This is a genomic window from Sporichthya polymorpha DSM 43042 (assembly GCF_000384115.1).
GTDB classification, from domain to species: Bacteria; Actinomycetota; Actinomycetes; order Sporichthyales; family Sporichthyaceae; genus Sporichthya; species Sporichthya polymorpha.
The window spans coordinates 4603891-4623859 of record NZ_KB913029.1; the positions used below are offsets into that span (position 1 = coordinate 4603891).

General features: G+C 72.0%; 21 protein-coding genes. 8 read left to right on the plus strand and 13 right to left on the minus strand.

The window, feature by feature from the left end:
• The 4 genes from SPOPO_RS0122390 to fabG form a co-directional block, all read right to left on the minus strand.
• Complete coding sequence (locus SPOPO_RS0122390; RefSeq protein WP_019877347.1) at positions 1-504, minus strand: SixA phosphatase family protein; 504 nt, start codon at positions 502-504, stop codon at positions 1-3.
• Complete coding sequence (locus tag SPOPO_RS34545) at positions 501-677, minus strand: hypothetical protein (RefSeq protein WP_156870137.1); 177 nt, start codon at positions 675-677, stop codon at positions 501-503. Before SPOPO_RS34545 ends, SPOPO_RS0122390 begins: the two co-directional genes overlap by 4 nt.
• A gap of 89 nt (positions 678-766) precedes the next feature.
• Positions 767-1540, minus strand: coding sequence for an enoyl-ACP reductase FabI (gene fabI, locus SPOPO_RS0122400; RefSeq protein WP_019877348.1), 774 nt, complete (start codon positions 1538-1540; stop codon positions 767-769).
• A gap of 59 nt (positions 1541-1599) precedes the next feature.
• A complete protein-coding gene (gene fabG / locus SPOPO_RS0122405) occupies positions 1600-2307 on the minus strand; it encodes a 3-oxoacyl-[acyl-carrier-protein] reductase (protein ID WP_028985028.1) in 708 nt (235 codons plus the stop codon).
• Positions 2308-2404: 97 nt separating this feature from the next.
• On the opposite strand from fabG, the gene SPOPO_RS0122410 reads away from it, so the two are divergent.
• The 5 genes from SPOPO_RS0122410 (at position 2405) to SPOPO_RS33195 (ending at position 9405) form a co-directional block, all read left to right on the plus strand.
• Positions 2405-3601 (plus strand): fibronectin type III domain-containing protein, encoded by a 1197-nt coding sequence (locus SPOPO_RS0122410; RefSeq protein ID WP_084671448.1) that lies wholly within the window; start codon positions 2405-2407, stop codon positions 3599-3601.
• Between the two features lie 3 nt (positions 3602-3604).
• Positions 3605-5188, plus strand: a complete 1584-nt coding sequence (locus tag SPOPO_RS31155) for a S8 family serine peptidase (protein WP_051098423.1) — start codon at positions 3605-3607, stop codon at positions 5186-5188.
• 16 nt (positions 5189-5204) lie between these two features.
• Positions 5205-6746: a TldD/PmbA family protein gene (locus SPOPO_RS0122420; RefSeq protein WP_019877351.1), complete on the plus strand. Its 1542-nt coding sequence runs from the start codon at positions 5205-5207 to the stop codon at positions 6744-6746.
• Entirely contained in the window at positions 6743-8143 is a 1401-nt protein-coding gene (locus SPOPO_RS0122425; RefSeq protein ID WP_019877352.1) for a metallopeptidase TldD-related protein, read from the plus strand. The genes SPOPO_RS0122420 and SPOPO_RS0122425 overlap by 4 nt, the downstream gene beginning before the upstream one ends.
• 491 nt (positions 8144-8634) lie before the next feature.
• Positions 8635-9405, plus strand: coding sequence for a hypothetical protein (locus tag SPOPO_RS33195; protein WP_169577223.1), 771 nt, complete (start codon positions 8635-8637; stop codon positions 9403-9405).
• Positions 9406-9454: 49 nt separating this feature from the next.
• Here the strand turns inward: SPOPO_RS33195 and SPOPO_RS31165 are convergent, their stop codons facing one another.
• The 4 genes from SPOPO_RS31165 to SPOPO_RS0122450 all read right to left on the minus strand — a co-directional run bounded on the left by SPOPO_RS31165 (position 9455) and on the right by SPOPO_RS0122450 (position 12145).
• Positions 9455-9769, minus strand: coding sequence for a hypothetical protein (locus tag SPOPO_RS31165; protein WP_019877355.1), 315 nt, complete (start codon positions 9767-9769; stop codon positions 9455-9457).
• A 102-nt stretch (positions 9770-9871) separates the two neighbouring features.
• On the minus strand, positions 9872-10408 hold the full coding sequence (locus tag SPOPO_RS0122440; protein ID WP_019877356.1) for a DUF732 domain-containing protein: 537 nt from the start codon (positions 10406-10408) through the stop codon (positions 9872-9874).
• A gap of 98 nt (positions 10409-10506) precedes the next feature.
• Complete coding sequence (locus tag SPOPO_RS0122445; RefSeq protein ID WP_019877358.1) at positions 10507-11877, minus strand: MFS transporter; 1371 nt, start codon at positions 11875-11877, stop codon at positions 10507-10509.
• Between the two features lie 55 nt (positions 11878-11932).
• Positions 11933-12145 (minus strand): dodecin, encoded by a 213-nt coding sequence (locus SPOPO_RS0122450; RefSeq protein ID WP_019877359.1) that lies wholly within the window; start codon positions 12143-12145, stop codon positions 11933-11935.
• A 115-nt stretch (positions 12146-12260) separates the two neighbouring features.
• Between SPOPO_RS0122450 and SPOPO_RS0122455 the strand changes: the two genes are divergently transcribed.
• Positions 12261-12578: a DUF3099 domain-containing protein gene (locus SPOPO_RS0122455; protein WP_019877360.1), complete on the plus strand. Its 318-nt coding sequence runs from the start codon at positions 12261-12263 to the stop codon at positions 12576-12578.
• A 195-nt stretch (positions 12579-12773) separates the two neighbouring features.
• On the opposite strand, the gene moaA is transcribed toward SPOPO_RS0122455, so the two are convergent.
• Positions 12774-13769: a GTP 3',8-cyclase MoaA gene (gene moaA, locus SPOPO_RS0122460; RefSeq protein WP_019877361.1), complete on the minus strand. Its 996-nt coding sequence runs from the start codon at positions 13767-13769 to the stop codon at positions 12774-12776.
• Positions 13770-14070: 301 nt separating this feature from the next.
• Between moaA and SPOPO_RS31170 the strand changes: the two genes are divergently transcribed.
• Positions 14071-14856, plus strand: a complete 786-nt coding sequence (locus SPOPO_RS31170; RefSeq protein ID WP_019877362.1) for an SURF1 family cytochrome oxidase biogenesis protein — start codon at positions 14071-14073, stop codon at positions 14854-14856.
• Here SPOPO_RS31170 and SPOPO_RS0122470 read toward each other — a convergent pair.
• Positions 14824-15582 carry an SIR2 family NAD-dependent protein deacylase gene (locus tag SPOPO_RS0122470; protein ID WP_028985030.1) on the minus strand — a complete coding sequence of 253 codons (759 nt, stop codon included), beginning with the start codon at positions 15580-15582 and terminating at the stop codon, positions 14824-14826. The two genes, SPOPO_RS31170 and SPOPO_RS0122470, sit on opposite strands and share 33 nt — an antisense overlap.
• A 122-nt stretch (positions 15583-15704) precedes the next feature.
• On the opposite strand from SPOPO_RS0122470, the gene SPOPO_RS0122475 reads away from it, so the two are divergent.
• Positions 15705-16466, plus strand: coding sequence for an SDR family oxidoreductase (locus SPOPO_RS0122475; RefSeq protein ID WP_019877364.1), 762 nt, complete (start codon positions 15705-15707; stop codon positions 16464-16466).
• Here SPOPO_RS0122475 and SPOPO_RS0122480 read toward each other — a convergent pair.
• From SPOPO_RS0122480 to SPOPO_RS0122490, 3 genes are all read right to left on the minus strand, one after another.
• Positions 16426-16950 (minus strand): hypothetical protein, encoded by a 525-nt coding sequence (locus SPOPO_RS0122480; protein ID WP_019877366.1) that lies wholly within the window; start codon positions 16948-16950, stop codon positions 16426-16428. The genes SPOPO_RS0122475 and SPOPO_RS0122480 overlap by 41 nt on opposite strands.
• Before the next feature lie 96 nt (positions 16951-17046).
• Positions 17047-17529, minus strand: coding sequence for a hypothetical protein (locus SPOPO_RS0122485; protein ID WP_156870147.1), 483 nt, complete (start codon positions 17527-17529; stop codon positions 17047-17049).
• Positions 17530-17697: 168 nt separating this feature from the next.
• On the minus strand, positions 17698-19551 hold the full coding sequence (locus tag SPOPO_RS0122490; protein WP_019877369.1) for an ABC transporter ATP-binding protein: 1854 nt from the start codon (positions 19549-19551) through the stop codon (positions 17698-17700).
• Positions 19552-19969: the final 418 nt, after the last annotated feature.

Sequence of the window (19969 nt, forward strand, 5' to 3'; positions counted from 1 at the left end):
TCAGCCCCGGGCGACCACGTACTCGAAGAGCCGACCGGCGCCGGGATCCAGCTCGGACCAGGGCACGTCGAACTCCAGCGCCGCGATGCCGGAGGTGGCGAGGTGTTCCCGGGCCTCGCGCAGCAGGTGCTCCGGGCCGCTGCCGGCCAGCGTCTGCACGAGGTAGTGCAGGCCGGGGTTGTGGCCGACGAGGAGCAGCGTCTGCACGTCGTCCGGGGTCTCGCGGAGCAGGGCGACGAGGTCCTCGAGGTCGGCGTGGTAGACCGCGCGCTCGTAGGTCGTCTCGATGCCGTCCTCCAGCTCGGTGGCGGCGAGGACCCAGGTCTCCTTGGCCCGCGTCGCCGTCGAGCAGATCGTGAGGTCGGGGGCCAGTTTCGACTCGGCCAGGCAGCGGCCGGCGGCGATGGCGTCGGCGCGGCCGCGGGCGGTCAGCGGGCGCTCGTGATCGGTGGTGCTACCCCGCTCGGCCTTTGCGTGCCGGAGCAGGACCAAGCGGCGCTTCATCCGTTCTTCGACCCCCAGATCGACAGCGCGACCAGCACCACGAAGAACAGGGTCATCGAGCCGAAGACCAGCGCCAACTGCCGGCCGCTGCGGGCGGGCGGCGGGTCTCCCGGGTTTCCGAGGCGCGGCGGCAGTGGCGCCGGCCCCGGACTACTACTACCTCCGTCGTCCATCCCGCCAGTCTTCCATGACGACCTGAAAGCGCACGGTCGCGGCGCCCTCACCTGCTGTTTTCGCCTGCCGACCAGAACCGGGTCTCGCGTCAGCCACCCATCGCGTGGACGCCGCCGTCGACGTGGACGATCTCGCCGGTGGTGGCCGGGAACCAGTCCGAGAGCAGGGCCACGCAGGCCTGGGCGGCCGGGACCGGGTCGTTCAGGTCCCACCCGATCGGGGCGCGCTCGGTCCAGACGTTCTCGAACTCGTCGAACCCGGGGATCGACTTCGCGGCCATCGTGCGGATCGGGCCGGCGGCGACCAGGTTCGACCGGATCCCCTCGGGGCCGAGGTACTTGGCCAGGTACCGCGAGCAGGACTCCAGGCCCGCCTTCGCGATGCCCATCCAGTCGTACTTCGGCCAGGCGACGGTGGCGTCGAACGTCAGGCCGACGATCGAGCCGCCGGAGGACGGGAACATCGGCTTGGCCGCCATCGCCAGGGCCTTGTAGGAGTAGGTCGAGACCTGAACGGCGGTCGCGACGTCCTCCCACGACGTGTCGAGGAAGTTCCCGCCGAGCGCGGCCTCGGGCGCGAAGCCGATCGAGTGCACGACGCCGTCGAGGCCGTCGAGCCCGGCGCCGCGGACGTTGTCCGGCAGCGCGGCCAGGTGCTCGGGATTCGTGACGTCGAGCTCGAGAACCTCGGCCGGCTTCGGCAGCCGACCCGCGATCCGGCCGGTCAGGCGCAGCACGCGCCCGTAGGAGGACAGGACGACCTGCGCGCCCTCCTCCTGCGCCAGGCGCGCGACGTGGAAGGCGATCGAGGCGTCGGTGAGCACGCCGGTGACCAGGATCCGCTTGCCGTCGAGCAGCGACATGACTTCCTCTCGTGAATCTGACTGGCCGCCAGAACCTGGCGTGTCCGGGTGTCGAGCCGTCAGTGGCCCATGCCGAGGCCACCGTCGACCGGGATGACCGCGCCGGTGATGTAGGAGGCCTCCGGCCCGGCGAGGAACACGCAGACGCCGGCGATCTCCTCGACCGAGCCGTACCGGGTCAGCGGGACTGACGCAAGGATCTCCTTCTGCCGGTCCTCGGTCAGCTCCGCGGTCATCGCGGTCTCGATGAAGCCGGGGGCGACGACGTTCGCGGTGATGCTGCGCGACCCGAGCTCGCGCGCCATCGACCGCGCCATGCCGACCAGGCCGGCCTTCGAGGCCGCGTAGTTCACCTGGCCGGGCGAGCCCAGCAGGCCGACGACGGAGGAGATGAAGATGATCCGGCCCTTCCGCTGGCGCAGCATCGACTTCGAGGCGCGCTTGGCGACCCGGAAGGCGCCGGTCAGGTTGGTGTCGAGGACGGAGGTGAAGTCCTCCTCGCTCATCCGGAGCAGGAGCGTGTCCTTGGTGATGCCCGCGTTGGCGACGACGATCTCGACCGGCCCGTGGGCGGCCTCGGCCTCGGCGAAGGCGGCCTCGACGGCGGCGCCGTCGGTGACGTCGCACTTGACCCCGAGCACGCCGTCGGGCAGTTCGCCCGAGCGGTAGGTGACCGCGACCTTGTCGCCGGCTGCGACGAAGGCCTCGGCGATCGCGCGGCCGATGCCGCGGTTTCCTCCGGTCACCAGTACGGAGCGGTCTGCCACCGTGGGCTCCTCCCGATCGAGCGCACCGGCCGACACGAGACGTCGACACGGCCTGCCGGAACGCTATCGGGCCCCCGGAATGCCCCAGGATGTCCCCATGATCGCGCGCCGTTCTGCTGCCGTGATGGCCACCACGCTCGCCGTCACCGGACTCGCCCCGCTCGCCGCCGCTCCCACCGCGGCGGCCCCCACCGCGGCCACCGCCGCCTGCGGCTCCGTCGTCTCCGCGACGAAGAACGGTGCCGCCCTCGACACGTCCTGGATCTCGACGATCTGCACCCCGGGCGCGGACGGCGCCTCCAGCGACGTCGGCTGGAACGTCTGGTCCGGCCCGGCCGGCGAGGGCGGATCGAGCCTGGAGCTCGGCGCCGGCGCCCGCAGCGACACCTACGTGATCACGATCGACACCGGGTCGATCGTCCCGCGGGTCACGGACACCAAGGGCACGGGCGTGATCGTCAACCGCACCCCGCCGTCCTCGGGGCACCCGCACTGGCGGGTGACGATCACCGCCAAGCCCGTGCTGGTGACCGGCGGGTGCGACCAGGGCTCGGTGCCGTGGACGTGCCCGAGCACCGCGGAGTCGCAGCGCGAGGGCTACCTCGGCGGCTGGGTCACCGACTACGGGAGCTGGGAGGACACCGCCCAGCGCAACGCGTTCCTCGGGATGGACTACAGCTCGAACATCGACGCCGGTTCGATCCCGCCGCAGATCGTTTCCGACGCCAGGGGCGAGCAGATGATCCTGCTCGAGCTCGCCAATTCGCACTTCCTTCAGGACGGATCGACGCTGGTCAAGGGCGGCGCGAGCGTGGTCATCCCCAACGCCTTCCTCAAAGAGGTCTACGGGATCGACTCCCCCGGTTCGCTGACCACGGCCGGTCTGAGCCCGGTGATCACGGGGTCGGGCAGCGGCAGTGCGAGCGTCGTCGACATCGGCGGGGCGCTGCGCGTCGACCTGACCAACATGACGTTCTCCAAGCGGAACGTCCGGATCCACCGCGGCAAGATCACGCCGACCAAGCCCGGCAACCTCACGTCGAAGCGGGTCAGCGCGAGCGCGGTCAAGCTCACCTACGCCAAGTCCAAGGCCCGCGGTTCGAAGATCGTCGGGTACACCGCGACCTGCACCGCGAAGACCGGACGCAAGCACGTCGTCACGGTGAAGGACAAGGCGCCGTCGACGAAGGTGACCGGGCTGAAGGCGCGGACCGCGTACACGTGCAAGGTGTGGGCGCGCTCGAAGGCCGGCAAGGGCGCGACCGCCAAGGTGTCGGTCGCCAAGCGCCCGTAGGCCGTGTCGAACCGCGCGGTCGCCGGGGCCGCCGTGCTCGCCGGCGCCCTGGTGCTCGCGCCGGTCGGGCCGCCCGTGGCGCACGGGGAGGCGACCGACGACCCCTGCGCGGTGCGGGCCGCCGACTACGATGGGAACCGGTTCGTCGTCCTGCTCGACGAGGACGCCACCCCGGCGGAGGTCGCGGCCGCGGCCGACGAGGCGGCGGCGAAGGGCGCGACCGTCCACTTCCGGTACGAGTACGCGGTCAAGGGTTACGCCGCGACCCTGCCCCCGCGCGCCCAGTCGGCGGTGGCGGACGACGCCGAGGTCGCCGCCGTCGAGCCCGACCTGCCGGTGTGCATGAATTCTGCTGACACCCCGTCAGCCTTCGGAGCCACCCAGACCCCGGCGCCGTGGGGGCTGGACCGCATCGACCAGCGTGGCCGCTCCTTCGACGGGTCGTACACCTGGGGCAACGACGGCACCGGCGTCACCGCGTTCGTCATCGACTCGGGCGTGCGGGCGACGCACAGCGAGTTCGCCGGCCGCGTCGCCGCCGGTGCGGACTTCACCGGCCTCGGCTCCACCGACGACCTGGTCGGCCACGGCACCCGCGTCGCCGGACTGCTCGGCGGGCGGACGTGGGGCGCGGCCAAGGGCGTGACGCTGGTGCCGGTCCGCATCTTCGGCTCGACGGCGAGTTCGGCCGTCAGCGTCGTCATCGCCGGGATCAACCACGTGCTGGCCGCCCGCGCCGCCGACCCGACCGCGCCGATGATCGCGAACCTCAGCCTCGGGGTGCGCGGACACGCGCTCGACGCGGCGGTGGCGAACCTCGTCGCGGCCGGGGTGACGACCGTCGTCGCCGCCGGCAACCGCGACGGCGCCGACGCCTGCACCGAGTCCCCCGCCGCGCAGCGCTCCGCGATCACCGTCGCGGCGAGCACGATCAACGACGCCCGGGCGTCGTACTCCAACATCGGGTCGTGCGTGGACCTGTTCGCGCCGGGCGACGACCTCGTCTCCAGCTCGCCCGCCACCGACACCTCGGCCGAGGGCGACCTCGACGGCACCTCGTACGCGGCGCCGCTGGTCGCCGGGGTGGCGGCCACGTACCTGCAGGCGAACCCCGGCGCGACCCCGGCGCAGGTCGAGTCGCTCCTGACCCGCACCGCGACCCCCGGCGCGATCGCCGACGCCGGGCCCGGCACCCCGAACCGGTTGCTGTTCTCCCCGCTGACCCCGCCGCCGGCCGCGCCACCCGGCCCGCGTCCGCAGCCGACGCCGACCCCGCCGAAGACGCGGGCACCCGAGCCCGTCCCGCGGTGCCTCGGCCGGCCCGCGACGATCGTCGGCACCGCCGGGGCGGACCGGATCCGCGGGACGAGACGCTCGGACGTCATCGTCGGCCGCGGGGGCGCCGACCGCATCGAGGGCCGCGGCGGCGCGGACCTGATCTGCGGCGGCGGGGGCAACGACACCCTGATCGGTGGGGCCGGCGACGACGTGCTCGTCGGCGGGTCCGGGCGCGACCGGCTCTCGGGCGGGCGGGGCGACGACTGGTGCAACGGCGGCACCGGCCGGGACGTCGTCACCGGGTGCTGACCGGATCTTGCCTAGGGTGGGCGCCGTGACCGCGAACGGATCTCCTCACGACGCCCGCCGGATCGACGAGGCCTTCCTCGCCCTCCCCGGCCGGGCGCTGGCCGCCGCCGCGCTGCAGCGCGCGCAGTCGCTCGGCGCGACCCACGCCGACTTCCGCCTCGAGCGGGTGCGCAACCAGGCGATCCGCCTGCGCGACGCCCGCCTGGAGGCGAGTTCGGACGCCGAGGACGTCGGCTTCGCCGTCCGCGTCGTCGTCGACGGCACGTGGGGCTTCGCGTCCGGCATCGACCTGACCCCGGACGCGGCGGTGCGGGCCGCGGAGCAGGCCGTCGAGGTCGCCCGCATCTGCCGGCCGGTCAACACCGAGCCGGTCGAGCTCGCGCCGGAGCCGGTGTATCCCGACGTGACGTGGGTGTCGGCGTACGAGATCGACCCGTTCGGCATCCCCGAGCCGGAGAAGATCGCGCTGCTCGCGGACTGGAGCAACCGGGTCCTGCGCGCACCGGGCGTCTCGCACGTCGACGCCGAACTGCTCGCCGTGCTGGAGAACAAGTTCTACGCCGACCTCGCGGGCACGACGACGACCCAGCAGCGGGTGCGCATCCAGCCGAACGTCAACGCGATCGCCATCGACGCCGGGTCCGGACGCTTCGAGACGATGGACACCGTCGCCCCGCCCGCCGGCCGCGGATGGGAGTACACGCAGGGCGTGGGCTGGGACTGGGACGCCGAGCTGGCGGCGCTGCCGGGGCTGCTCGCGGAGAAGCTCGCGGCGCCGTCGGTGGAACCGGGTTCTTACGACCTGCTGATCGACCCGACGAACCTGTGGTTGACGATCCACGAGTCGATCGGGCACGCGACCGAGCTCGACCGCGCGCTGGGGTACGAGGCCGCCTACGCTGGGACGTCGTTCGCGACGCCGGACAAGCTGAACACCCTGCAGTACGGCGCGCCGATCATGAACGTCACCGGCGACCGGACCGTCGAGCACGGTCTCGCGACCATCGGCTGGGACGACGAGGGCGTCGCGACGCAGTCGTGGCCGATCGTCTCCGACGGCGTCCTGGTCGGGTACCAGCTCGACCGGCGCATCGCTGCCCGGACCGGGCAGGCCCGATCGAACGGCTGCGCGTTCGCCGACTCCCCCGCGCACACGCCGATCCAGCGGATGGCGAACGTCTCGCTCCAGCCCGCACCTGACGGACCGTCAACCGAGGACCTGATCGCGGGCATCGACCACGGGCTCTACATCGTCGGCGACAAGTCGTGGTCGATCGACATGCAGCGGTACAACTTCCAGTTCACCGGGCAGCGGTTCTTCGCGATTAGGAACGGCAAGCTCGCCGGCCAGGTGCGCGACGTCGCCTACCAGGCGACGACCACCGACTTCTGGGGTTCGATGGCCGCGGTCGGCGGCCCGCAGACCTACCTGCTCGGCGGCGCGTTCAACTGCGGCAAGGGCCAACCCGGCCAAGTGGCCGCCGTCAGTCACGGCTGCCCCGTCGCGCTGTTCCGCGGCGTGCGCGTCCTCAACACCCTCGCGGAGGCCGGGCGATGAGTTCGATGCTGGAGCCTCAGGAGATCGTCGAGCGGGCGCTCGCGGCGTCGACCGCCGACGGCTGTCAGGTGATCGTCTCCGAGGACAGCGACGCGAACCTGCGCTGGGCCGGGAACACCCTGACCACCAACGGCGTCAGCCGGTCCCGGGGCGTCACGGTCATCGCGACCGTGGGGTCCGGGATCGAGACCGCCGTCGGCGTCGTCTCGCGCAGCAACCCCGACGCGGACGCGATTCCCGAACTCGTTCGCGCCGCCGAGGAGGCCGCGCGCCGCAACGACCCGGCCGAGGACGCCGGCCCGTTGGTGACGCCCGATCAGGCGCCGTCCGTGACCGACTGGGACGCCCCGCCGGCCGAGACGTCGATCGGCGTGTTCTCCGACCTCGCTGCCGGGCTGGGATCCGCGTTCGAGCGGGCGCGCACCGCGGACCAGCTGCTGTTCGGGTTCGCGTCGCACAACCTGAGCACGACGTACCTCGGCACGTCGAACGGCCTGCGTCTGCGGCACGTCCAGCCCACCGGCAAGGTCGAGATCAACGGCAAGAGCGCCGACTACGCCCGCTCGGCCTGGGCCGGGGTCGCGACCCCGGACTTCGTCGGCGTCGACGTCGACGCCCTCGACTCCGAACTGACGGAGCGTCTGGGCTGGGCGGGGCGCCGGATCGCCCTGGACGCCGGGACCTACGAGACGATTCTGCCCCCGTCGGCCGTCTCGGACCTGATGATCTACGCCTACTGGACCGCCGCCGGCCGCGATGCCGCAGAGGGGCGCACGGTGTACTCAGCGCCTGGCGGCGGGACGCGCGTCGGCGAGCGGCTCACCGACGCCAAGCTGACCCTGCGCAGCGACCCGTCGGCCCCCGGCCTTGAGTGCTGCCCGTTCGTCGTCGCCTCGTCGTCGTCGAGCATGTCGTCGGTCTTCGACAACGGGCTCACGATGGGCGCCACCGACTGGGTCCGCGGCGGCGAGCTGACCAATCTGATTCACACCCGCCACACCGCGGCGAAGACCGGCGGCGGTGTCACCCCACCCGTCGACAACCTGATCCTCGAGGCGGACACCCCCGGCCCCACGCTGGCGGAGATGATCGCGAGCACCGAGCGGGCGTTGCTGCTGACGTGCCTCTGGTACATCCGCGAGGTCGACGCTCAGACGCTCCTGCTGACCGGCCTGACCCGCGACGGGGTCTACCTCGTCGAGAACGGCGCCGTCGTCGGCGCGGTGAACAACTTCCGGTTCAACGTCTCCCCCGTCGACCTGCTCGCCCGGATGACCGAGATCGGCCCCACCGCCCCCTGCCTCCCCCGCGAGTGGAGCGACTACTTCACCCGCGCCGCGATGCCCCCCGTCCGCGTCGACAAGTTCCTGATGAGCTCGGTCTCGCAAGCATCCTGACGCGGCGACGAGCAGACCCCACGCCGGGCCCCGGTCGACAAGGGGTGACACCCTTTATCCACCACGTCGACAAGGGGTGACACCCCTTATCCACCACGTCGGCAAGGGGTGACACCCCCGGTCGTCCACAGGGCGAACACGTCGGAAGTTGTCCACAACGGCGACGGGGGCGCGCAGCGGTCCGCCGCAGAATGCCGCGCATGAAACCACAACTCCTCACTTTGGCCGCGCAGCAGGCGTTTGTCTTCAGCGCGCTCCAGGCTGCCCAAGCCGGTCTGACCTACCGTCAGCGGCGCCAGTTGGTCGACGACCGAATTCTCCGCGAGCTCCGGCGCGGGATCTATACGTTCCAGGAACGCTGGGACCGGGAGGATGCCCGCGGGCGCCACCGTATCGACGTCGCCGGCGCGCTCCTGATCAGGCGCTGGTCGCCGGATGCCCCGATCCACACGTTGGTCGGTGGGCATCGCAGCGCGGCTTTCCTACACGGGATGCCCTTCGAGCCACACGCGTTGAAGAGCGCGGACGCCGCGCGGTTGGACCACCTCCGCGACCTGACCCCGGAAGGTCGCGCCGTCGTCACCGAGATCGCCCAGATCCGCCGCGGCGAGGGCCCACGGCACGTCGATCTCGTCAGCGGCGACCGCGGGCGGCGAACCTCACGCAACGGGGTGGAGGTTCGTCCGGCAACCTTGCCCGCCGAGCACGTCGTGGTCGACCACGGTGTTCCGCTGACCACGATGGCGCGAACGGCGGTCGATCTCATGCGGGAGGGTTCGGAGATCGACGGCCTCATCGCTGCCGACGGCGCACTGCACCTCGGCGTCCCGCGGGACGAGATGGACGCGGTAGCCAGGTTCTGTTCCAGCTGGACGAACGGGCAGAAGGCCTTGGACGTCCTGGCCTTCGCCGACGCGTCGTCCGAGTCCGCCGCGGAGTCCCTGGCCCGCTGGGTCTGCGCTCAGCGGAAGGAGGTTCCGCGCCCGGAGCTCCAGGTCGAGCTGTTCGACGCATTCGGTCTGATCGGCCGGGTGGACCTGTTCTTCCGCGCCTTCCGCGTGGTGGTGGAGGTGGACGGCTACCTGAAGTACACCGACCCCTGGTGTGGGGACGCGCGCGAGGCGATGCGCCGCCAGGAGGCCCGCGAAGCCCGCCTCCGCCGCGCCGGGTGGATCGTCATCCGGACGACCTGGCGGGAGCTCCGCGACGACCCGGACGGTTTTCTCGCCCGGCTGCTGGCTGCGTTCGCCTCCGCCGCCTGAGCCGTCGACAAAGGGTGTCACCCCTTGTCGACGTCGCTGAGGGGTCAGGTCAGCGGGGGATGTGGAGGATCGCGGCGGTGGGGGTGATCCAGAGTTCCTCGCCGCGGAGTTCGGCGGTGCCGTCGACGATCAGGGCGTGCTGGGTGGGGTCGGGGTTCGGGTAGAGCAGGGCGACGACCTTGCCGTCGGCGGCCTTGCGGGTGCCCTCGCCGGCCTTGTCGACGACGAGCATCGGGCCCGGCTCGAGGCGGGGTCGCTGGGCGAGGAAGCGCGGCTGACCCGCGGCGGAGACGCTGACGAGGAACGCCAGGTCGTAGCGGGCGATGGTGTCGGGCAGGTCGGGTATCTCGACGACGACGCTCATGGCGTCAGCGTAGAAGCCGACCAGAAGCCGGGCGGAACGCGACGCGCCCGCCTCCCGGCGGGCGGGGGGCGGGCGCGTCGGCCGCTCGGCGAACCGGTGTGCTTACCGGAAGTTCTTGGCGTAGCCCGGGCAGTAGAGCGACGAGGCGCCGAGCAGGAACGCCTTGCTCTGCGGACGGGTGAACCCACTGCCGGACGCGACCTCGGCGGTCATCTTGCTCGGCGCGATGCCGTTCGCGAGGAACTGGCAGGCCTGCGAGGCGGCGGTCGCCGGGGCGCTGGCCGCGGTCACCTTGATGCCGACCTTGTTCAGGTACTTCACGAGCGCGGTGCGCTTGGCGTCGGCGCTCATGCCGGTCGGCTTCGGCAGCGCGGCGGCGGCCTTCGCGACCTTCTCCGCGTACGTCGGCGGCTTCGGCTTCGCGGGCGCCGGCTTGGCGCCCTTGTCGGCGGACTGCGTGGTCGGGGTCCCGGCGAGCGGGTCCGTCCCTCCGTTGTTCCCGAACGCCATGTACAGACCGGCGACGAGAGCGGTCACCACGACGCTGAGCAGCAGCACGCGCGCGACGGTCTTGCCCAGCGGCTCCTTCTCGGCGAGCTCGGACTCGGGCGCGTACTCGCGTTCCAGCATCAGACTCATGGGGTCCCCCTCCGTACCCAGGTGTCAGGACCTCCGACGCCGCGCAGGGGCGGACGGATCCCTCGAACTGCGAAAAAGCTGAGATCGTGGACGGAGTGTCACGCGGTCGGCGCAGTGCGTGACCGCAGCGTCGCGACGACCAGGCTGATCATGAGCGCGACTCCGATCAGCGCCCCGATCCCGAACACCCAGCGGAAGGCGTCGTCGGTCGCCAGCCCGTCGACGGTGTGGGCCGCGATCAGCGCCCCGACCATGGCGGACGCGATCGAACCACCCACCTGCCGCAGCACGGCGTTCGCGGCGATCGAGCTGCCGAGCTGGTCCCCCGGCACCGCACCGAGCAGCAGCAACGGCATCGTGCTCAGCGCGACGCCGACGCCGACCCCGAGCACGAGGAGCCCGAGCAGCAGTTGCCACGTCTCGCCGTGCCAGACGCACAGCCCGCTGTTCGCGACCACCACCGCGACCGCCCCGACGACGAGCACCGCCCGCGGCCCGAGCCGCCGGGAGAGCCAGACCCCGAGCCGGCTGGAGAGCTGGCTGCCGATCGAGAGCGGCAGGATCACGAACCCCGCGCCGAACGCGGTCAGGTGCGGCCCGTAGTCGGCGCCCGCCGGAGTCTGGGCAAGCGTTCCGGTCGCCGCGAACGACCCGAACATCGCGAGCCAGAAGCACAGCGCGGACAGCTGTGCGAGCCGGACGTCCGGCAGCCGCAGCAGGTCGAGCCGGATCAGCGGGGCGGGGGCCCGCACCTCCCAGCGCGCCCAGAGCGCGAGCACCACGACGCTGACCGCGAGCAGGCCGAGCGCCGCCGGCGAGTCCCAGCCCCACCGCGGCGACTCGGCCAGCGCGAGCAGGCCCGCTCCCAGCCCGACGCCGAGCAGCACGGCGCCGCCGACGTCGAACGGCTCGCCCCCCGCCCCGCGCAGCGGCGGGCTCGGCGGCACGACGAACGGGACGACGAGCAGCGCACTGCCCGCGAAGGCGACGGCGATCCAGAACGCGACGCGGTAGTCGCCGTACTCCGCGACCGCGCCGGTGACCGGGTAGCCGAGCCCGATCCCGGTCACCGCGGTGACGGACAGCGCGGCGATCCCCGACTGGAGGCGCTCGACCGGCAGGTGCCGGCGCGCGAGCGACATCGTCACCGGAACGATGCCAAAGGTGACGCCCTGCAGGGCGCGGCCGACCAGGAGCACCGCGAACTCGGTCGCGGTCGCGGCCAGCACCGAGCCGAACGCGACGACGCCGAGCGCGCCGAGCAACACCTTGCGCGGGTCACCGCGGTCGGCGAGGCGGCCGAGGACCGGCGTCGAGACGGCGGCGGTGAAGGAGGAGACGGTGAGCACCCACTGACCCGCGGCCAGCGAGACGCCCTGGTCCGCCGCGATCGTCGGGATCAGGAGCACACCCAACGAACTGATCACCGCGGTGCAGAGACCGCAGTAGATCAGGACCGGCAGCAGCAAGCTAACGAGCCGTCAGCACGGCGTGGAGAGTCGCTGCGCCCCGGGGCGCGGCCGATCACGGGTCCTCGAGGCGGAAGCCGAGCTTCATGCCGACCTGGTAGTGGTCGAGCTGCCCGTCTCGGATGTAGCCGCGAATCTCCGTCACTTCGAACCAGTCGACGTGCCGCAGGGTCAGGCTGGCCCGGGCGATCGCACCGCGGATCGCCTGCTCGATGCTGTCGGGCGAGGTGCCCACCATCTCGGTGACGCGGTACGTACGGTCGGCCATCGTTCTCTCCCGTTTCTGCAGTCTGCCGGAGGCATCGTCTCGCAGTCGGTGCCGTTCGGCGCACAGCGGCACCCCGGCGGGCGGATTGACCGGGGTTCGGACGTACCGTGAGCACGTGTCGCGTTACCGCCGGAAGCAGGCCCAGGAGGTCTTCGAGGTCTCCGGCGTGCGGTCGGGCCTGACCGACGACGTCCGGGCGCGGACGCGCAAGTACGCCATCTCGATGGGCGTCCGCACCGTGTGCTTCCTCGGCGCGATCGTCACCGAGGGCCTGCTGCGGTGGTCGCTGTTCGTCGCGGCGATCGTGCTCCCCTACATCGCCGTCGTGGTCGCGAACGGCGGCCGGGAGCCCACCCGCCACAACCCGCCGCCCGCGGTCCAATTACCACTTCGGACCCAATTGCCCCCGGCGCAACGCGAGGAGCCCTCGTGACTTTGGGGAAACGCCCAGCTGAGCCCGCTAAACGCGTGTAATACTCGCGTCACGCCCGTTGAACGACACCTTGTTCCGGGCCCCCGGGACGCGAACCGGGGCGGCTTCCCCCGTGGCCGCCCCGGTTCGCTCGTGTCCGGCCTCTCTCGCCCGGTTGCCCCGCTTCGGCCCGGCTCCGGACCTCACAACAAGCCGTCAGCCGCCGATCGCCGACATCGGGCGGTCGGGCTGGAGGAACGTCGGGTCGTCGATGCCGTGGCCGGCCTTCTTGCCCCGCATCGCGACCTGCCAGCGGACCGCGAGCTCGGCGTCGGTGGCGCCGGCGCGCATCGCGTCGCGCAGGTTCGACTCCTCGCGGGCGAACAGGCAGTTGCGGACCTGACCGTCGGCGGTGAGGCGGACGCGGTCGCAGTCCCCGCAGAACGGCCGGGTGACGCTGGCGATGATGCCGACCGTCGCCGGGCCGCCGTCGACGTACCAGCGCTCGGCCGGGGCCGAGCCGCGGACACTCGAAGGCTCCGGCGTCAGGTCGAAGCGGCGCTGCAGCTTCTCCAGGATCTCGTCGGCGGTGATCATGTCCGCGCGGTTCCAGCCGTGCTGGGCGTCGAGCGGCATCTGCTCGATGAAGCGCAGCTCGTAGCCGCGGTCGAGGCAGAACTGCAGCAGGTCCTCCGGGTGCTCGTCGTTCTGGCCCCGCATGAGGACGGCGTTCACCTTGACCGGCACCAGGCCGGCGTCGCGCGCCGCGGCCAGGCCGCGCTCGACGTCGTGCCAGCGGTCGCGGCGGGTCAGCTTGTGGAACAGCTCGGGGTCGACGGTGTCGAGCGAGATGTTCACGCGGTCCAGGCCCGCGTCCTTCAGCGGCTGCGCGAGGCGCTCCATGCCGAGGCCGTTGCTGGTGACGGACATCTTGGGGCGCGGGTCGAGCTTCGCGACCTCGGAGACGATGCCGACGAAACCGTTGCGGACGAGGGGCTCGCCGCCGGTGAAGCGGACCTCCTCCACGCCGAGCTTCGTGACGGCGATGCGGATGAGCCGGACGATTTCCTCGTCGGTGAGCAGCTGCGGCTTGGGCAGCCAGTCGAGGCCTTCGGCCGGCATGCAGTACGTGCACCGCAGATTGCACTTGTCCGTCAGGGACACGCGCAGATCCGTGGCCACGCGGCCGTAGGTGTCAGCCAGCTTGAGCAAGGGGACTCCCAGCGATTGATCCGGGCGGGGACCAGTCGTTTCAGAGTAGTCCGGACCGGACTACCGGGCAGCCTTTTCGCCCGGCTGACCTGCGGGAAGGACGTCCGGGTGTCCGAAATGCCGGGATCGTCGCCCGCATCTGCGACGCAAGGTCCGGTACAGCACCTCGCATTCCCGACGGCAGCGTGCGGAGCGGCTGTGGTGCTTGGTCGCGGAGCCAAAGTTTGCCGGAACCTCCTGCCGACCCCCGCCGAAAGATGACCCCGCGGGGCCCCGGCGGGCGGCTGGCTACGGTGAGGCGGTGTCGCGCACCGGGTACCGCTTCCTGCTGACGCCGCGCTGGATCGCGCTGGCGCTCGTCGCGGCGCTGACCGTGCCCGGGTGCCTGTTCCTCGCCGGGTGGCAGTTCGGCCGCCTCCACGACGCCGAGCAGCAGAACTCCCTGGTGCAGGACAACGCCGAGGCGGCCCCCGTGCCCTTCGGGGAGATCTCCCCCGTCGGCTCCGGCGTCCGCGCCGAGGACGAGTACCGCGCGGTGACCGTGACGGGCCGGTACGACGTCGAGCACCAGCTCTACGTCCGCAACCGCCCGCGCAACGGCCAGCAGGGCTTCCACGTCCTGACCCCGGTCGTCACCGCCGCCGGGCCGGCGGTTCTCGTGGACCGCGGCTGGATCCCGGCGCCGGTGAACGGGGAGCCGACGCCGCCCGAGACCCCGACGGGGACGGTGACGGTCACCGGTTACCTGCGGCCCAGCGAGTCCCCCAAGCCGGCCGACGACCTCCCGGAGGCGCAGGTACTGCGCATCGACACCGCGGGCATCGCCGCGGCGCTGCCCTATCCGGTCCACGGCGGCTACCTGCAGCTCGCGACGCAGAAGCCGCCGGTGCCGATCATTGCCAACCGGTACTCCCCCGACCCGGGCGAGCTGCCGGGGACGAGCAGCGAACTGTTGCACCGGTCCTACGGCTGGCAGTGGTACGTCTTCGCGATGATCGGGCCGATCGGCTTCGTGCTGCTCGCCCGCCGCGAGGCCGCGGACCTGCGCGCGGACTCAGCCCGCCAGGAGCGCGGGCAGCACGTCTGAGATCTCGTCCCGCAGCACGGCGGACGCGATCCGGTCGTAGGGCGTGGGCTCGCCGTTGACGACGACGAGCCGCGCGCCGCGCGACACCGCCAGCTCGCAGAGCCCGGCGGCGGGCTGGACCTGCAGGGAGGTCCCGACCGCGAGGAACAGGTCGCAGTCGGCCGCGGCGCGCACCGCCGCGTCGAGGACGTCGGCCCGCAGCGCCTGCCCGAACGAGATCGTCGCGGCCTTCTGGATCCCCCCGCAGATCTCGCACGCGGGGTCGGGCTCACCGGCCGCGACCCGCGCCAGCGCCGCCTCCATGGTGGTCTGCGCGTTGCAGGTCAGGCACTCGACGCCGAAGAGCGTGCCGTGCAGCTCGAGGACCTTCGCCGGGTCCGAGCCGGCTCGCTGATGGAGGCCGTCGATGTTCTGGGTCAACAGCGCCCGCAGGCGGCCGGAGCGCTCGAGGTCGACCAGCGCGCGGTGCGCGGCGTTCGGCTGCGCGGTCCAGGCCGGGTGGTCGCGCCGGTTGATCCAGGCCCTCGCCCGCAGATCGGGGTCGCGCACGTACTCGTCGAGGGAGAACATCCGCTGCGCGTCCGGGTTTCGCGTCCAGACGCCCCGGGGTCCGCGGAAGTCCGGGATCCCGGAGCCGGTCGACACGCCCGCCCCGCTCAGGACGGTGACCCGTTCCGCGCGCTGGAACCAGCCGCGCACCTCGGCGGCATCGATCGTCTCTGGCATCACGGCCCGACCTTAACGCGATCCGAAACGTGATCACTCTTCGTAATGTTGATCTTGGTGCGACCGGCACCACGCCCGCGCCGGGTCGTGTGTGACAGGTGTGGTCGGGCAGGATGCGGGCCATGGACCTGGGCTTGGAGGGGCGCGTCTACCTGGTCACCGGCGGGAGCCGGGGGCTGGGTTTCGCGACGGCGACGGTGCTCGTGTCCGAGGGCGCGCGGGTCGTCCTGGCCGCCCGCGACGAGGCGTCGGTGACCGAGGCTGCCCACAAGCTCGGCCCGGACGTGGCCGTGGGCCTCGCGGAGGACCTCGGGAAGCCCGGCACCGCCGAGCGCCTGGTCGCCGCGGCGAACGCCCGGTTCGGGCAGCTGGACGGCGCGTTGATCAGCGTCGGCGGCCCGCCCCCGGGGTCCGCGATGGACACCACCGACGAGCAGTGGCGCACCGGCTTCGAGTCGGTCTTCCTCGGCGCGGTCCGGACCGCGCGCGCCACCGCGAACGGCCTCGGTGACGGCGGTTCGATCTGCTTCGTGCTCTCGGCCTCGGTGCGGGCCCCGATCCCCGGCCTCGCCGTCTCGAACGGGCTGCGCCCGGGCCTGGGCATGGTCGCCAAGACGATGGCGGACGAGCTCGGCCCCCGCGGCGTGCGCGTGAACGCGCTGCTGCCGGGCCGCATCGCCACCGACCGGATCCGCGACCTCGACACTCTCGCCGGCGTCGACCCGGAGGAGAGCCGCGCCCGCCACAGCGCGGCGATCCCGTTGCGCCGCTACGGCGAACCGATGGAGTTCGGCCGGGCCGCCGCGTTCCTGCTGAGCCCAGCGGCGTCCTACCTGACCGGCGTCATGCTGCCGGTCGACGGTGGAGCGCTGCGCTCTCTGTAGAACTCCCGGTAGAGCTCCCGGTCGAGCTCCCCGTCGCGGCCAGCAGGGCCAGCGCGTCGGCGACCGACACGACGGGTACCCCGGCGGTGCGCGCGGTGATCACGGGGCCGTCGACGGCCCCGGGGACGTCGAGCCAGCCGTCGAGCACCACGACGAGGTCGGCCGCGGCCCGCGCAGCGGCGTCCGCGGCGCGGCCGGCACGCAGTTCCTCGATGTCGGTCTCGGCGCCGCACCACCAGGGCGCCTCGGCGGGGCTGGTCACGGCGGCGCCCGCGGCGCGCAGGGCGGCCGCGGCGACGACGAAGGCGTCCGCGGGCCGGGCGTCGATCAGCCCGAGGTCGAGCAGCGTCGCGGCCAGGGCCGCGGAGCCGTCCGGGTCGAGGCAGGTCCGGGGCCCGGCGAGGTAGACGCGCGGAGCCGCGTCACCCCACGTGACGCCGCGATCACCCGTCAGGTCCGGTCCGGCCGCCGGGAATGTCCGCATGCGCACCTCCTCGTCCCCCGGATATCGCGGGACGAGGGTGCGACGTTTCGCTCTCGCTCACCCGTCCGGGTGAGAGCGCTGCGTAACTGTCTGTGTCTAGCTCTGCACGAGCGCGCGCAGCGGAACGGCCGGAGTGCCGCAGCGCTGGGCCTGCGCCAGGATGTTGGCGTCGTTCTCGTAGTGCCCGGTCAGCACGAGCAGGTCGGCGGCGCGGACCTCGGCGTCGGTCGGCAGGCCGGCGGAGGCGGGCTCGTCGAACTCGGTCGGTGCGATGTCCTCGAGGACGACCACGATGCCGGCGGCCCACATCGCCTCGACGGCGGAGACCCACTGCAGGTCGTTCTCCAGGCCCACGACGTGGACCTTGATGCGCCGGAAGATCGAGCCGTAGATGACGGCGGCGACGCGCTCGGCGTCGCGGACGCCCGCGTAGACCAGTCGGGCGGCGCGCAGCTCACGGGAGGCGTCGGTCTCCTCGGAGAGCCGCGATCGGCTCCACGACGGATCGGGTGCCTCACCCTCGGTCGAGAACGCCTCCCACGGCGACCCGGCCCCGTACTCGCGCTCGAACTCCGACATCGTCTCCCCCATGGCGTTGCATTTCCCGTTCGGGACCAGCGCCGGCCCGATCGGTTCTGCGCTATGACGCAGTGGGGTTCCCCGCGGACTCCGGAAGCCGCGAAACCATACGTTCGGATGATCTTCCGTTGATCCGTTCGAGACGGCACACCGCGCAAACCGGACGAATCAGACCGGCGCGAACTGGGTCCGGTACAGCTCCGCGTACAGCGCGTCGGCGGCCAGCAGATCGCTGTGCCGGCCCCGTTCGACGATCCGGCCGGCCTCGATGACGAGGATCTGGTCCGCGGCGCGGATCGTGGAGAGCCGGTGCGCGATGACGATCGAGGTCCGCCCCGCGAGCGCGTGGGCGAGGGCCCGCTGAACGGCCGCTTCGGACTCGCTGTCCAGGTGCGCGGTCGCCTCGTCGAGGACGACGACCGAGGGCGCCTTGATCATGAGTCGCGCCAGCGCCAGGCGCTGCTTCTCCCCGCCGGAGAGGCGGTAGCCCCGATCACCGACGACGGTGTCGAGCCCGCGCGGCAGGGACTCGATCAGGTCGAGGATCTGCGCGTCCCGGCAGGCGGCGAGCATCTCCTCCTCCGTGACGCCCGGCCGCGCGTAGCCCAGGTTGTTGCGGATCGTGTCGTGGAACAGGTGCGCGTCCTGGGTGACGACCCCGACCGTCGCGTGCAGTGAGGCCGTCGTCACGTCGCGTACGTCGTTCTCCCCGATGCGGACGCTGCCGGCGGTCACGTCGTACATGCGAGCCACGAGGTGAGAGATCGTCGTCTTCCCGGCGCCGGACGGGCCGACGAGCGCCACGAGCTGCCCGGGCTCGGCGCGGAACGAGACGTCGAACAGGACCTGCTCCGACGGACCCCGCTCCCGGATCGCGATCGCCTCCAACGACGCCAATGACACCTCGTCAGCTGACGGGTAGCGGAAGTCGACGGAGTCGAACTCCACCGCAACCGGGCCGGCCGGGATCTCCGTCGCGTCCGGCTTCTGGTCGATGGAGGGTTTCAGGTCGAGGACCTCGAAGACCCGGTCGAAGGAGACCAGCGCCGACGCGACGTCGACGCGGACGTTCGCCAGCGCGGTCAACGGCCCGTAGAGCCGGCTCAGGAGCGCGGTGAGCGCGAGCAGCGTCCCGACCGACAGGTCGCCGGAGATCGCGAGTTGGCCGCCGACGCCGTAGACGACCGCGGTCGCCAGCGAGGTGACGAGGACCATCGACGCGAAGAAGAACCGGTTGGCCATCGCGATGCGGATGCCGATCTGCCGGACCTCCGCCGCCGCCGCGTTGAACCGCTCGGACTCCTCGTCCGGCCGGCCGAACAGCTTCACGAGCAGCGCGCCGGAGACGTTGAACCGCTCCGCCATCGTCGTGTTCATGTCGGCGTTGTGGTCCATCGACTCGCGCGTGAGCTCCTGGAGCCGCCGGCCCACGTACTTCGCGGGGACGACGAACACCGGCAGCATCGCCAGCGCGAGCAGCGTCACCTGCCAGGAGAGGTAGAGCATCGCGATGCTCACCATCACCAGGCTGACCGAGTTCGCCACGACCCCCGACAGCGTCGACGTGAACGCTGTCTGCGCCCCGAGCACGTCGCTGTTCAGCCGCGAGATCAGCGCCCCGGTCTGGGTCCGCGTGAAGAACGCCACCGGCATCCGCTGCACGTGCGCGTAGACCGTCGTCCGGAGGTCGTAGATCAGCCCCTCACCGATCCGCGCCGAGTACCACCGCTGCAGCAGCGTCAGGATCGCGTCCGCCACCGCGATCCCGGCGACGACGAACGCGAACGTCGTGACCACACCCCGGTCCCCCGGGATCACCCCGTCGTCGATGATCTTCTTCAGCAGCAGCGGCGTCGCCACGATCAAGAGCGAGTCGAGGACGACGAGTGTGAGAAACCAGCTGATCCAGCCCCGGTACGGCCGCGCGTAAGCCAGGATCCGCCGCGCCGTCCCCCGGGCCGCCTTCCCGGGCTTGACCTTCGTGTAGGCCCGGTACGTCGACCACGGGGATTGGTAGGTCACGGTGCTCCTGGTGTTCCGCTACTCCGTCTGCCCATCGAGATTAGACGGCCCCGCGCCGCCCTGCGTCGTGCTGTGGTGGGGGCGGGCCGGGACGACTCCGCCGTCGTGCCGTGGTGGGCGCGGGCCGGGACGCCTCGTCCCTGCATTGGAGACGACATCTCCACCAAACCGTTGCCACCGTGAGTCCTCGTCAGAACCACGATGTCATAGGGGTTTCTGGGGCTCGCGGTGCTGGAGAAGACTGTCAGTGGCGGGTGCTGGGATACCGGTGTGGGAGCGGAACTGCTGGACTCGCTCGCCGCCTTCGAGGCGGCGCAGGCCGACCTGGCCAAGCGGGTCCAGGACGCGGCCTGGCAGCTGTCCGACGCCGAGGGCGTCGAGCTCACCCGACGCCTGCACGCGGTCACCTCCAAGGCCC

Bases quoted from the DNA above. Each gene is read 5' to 3' on its own strand.
- SPOPO_RS0122390 (WP_019877347.1), bottom strand. From the start codon at position 504: ATGAAGCGCCGCTTGGTCCTGCTCCGGCACGCAAAGGCCGAGCGGGGT.
- SPOPO_RS34545 (WP_156870137.1), bottom strand. From the start codon at position 677: ATGGACGACGGAGGTAGTAGTAGTCCGGGGCCGGCGCCACTGCCGCCG.
- fabI (WP_019877348.1), bottom strand. From the start codon at position 1,540: ATGTCGCTGCTCGACGGCAAGCGGATCCTGGTCACCGGCGTGCTCACC.
- SPOPO_RS0122410 (WP_084671448.1), top strand. From the start codon at position 2,405: ATGATCGCGCGCCGTTCTGCTGCCGTGATGGCCACCACGCTCGCCGTC.
- SPOPO_RS0122425 (WP_019877352.1), top strand. From the start codon at position 6,743: ATGAGTTCGATGCTGGAGCCTCAGGAGATCGTCGAGCGGGCGCTCGCG.
- SPOPO_RS33195 (WP_169577223.1), top strand. From the start codon at position 8,635: ATGCCCTTCGAGCCACACGCGTTGAAGAGCGCGGACGCCGCGCGGTTG.
- SPOPO_RS31165 (WP_019877355.1), bottom strand. From the start codon at position 9,769: ATGAGCGTCGTCGTCGAGATACCCGACCTGCCCGACACCATCGCCCGC.
- SPOPO_RS0122440 (WP_019877356.1), bottom strand. From the start codon at position 10,408: ATGAGTCTGATGCTGGAACGCGAGTACGCGCCCGAGTCCGAGCTCGCC.
- SPOPO_RS0122450 (WP_019877359.1), bottom strand. From the start codon at position 12,145: ATGGCCGACCGTACGTACCGCGTCACCGAGATGGTGGGCACCTCGCCC.
- SPOPO_RS0122470 (WP_028985030.1), bottom strand. From the start codon at position 15,582: ATGCCAGAGACGATCGATGCCGCCGAGGTGCGCGGCTGGTTCCAGCGC.
- SPOPO_RS0122475 (WP_019877364.1), top strand. From the start codon at position 15,705: ATGGACCTGGGCTTGGAGGGGCGCGTCTACCTGGTCACCGGCGGGAGC.
- SPOPO_RS0122480 (WP_019877366.1), bottom strand. From the start codon at position 16,950: ATGCGGACATTCCCGGCGGCCGGACCGGACCTGACGGGTGATCGCGGC.
- SPOPO_RS0122485 (WP_156870147.1), bottom strand. From the start codon at position 17,529: ATGTCGGAGTTCGAGCGCGAGTACGGGGCCGGGTCGCCGTGGGAGGCG.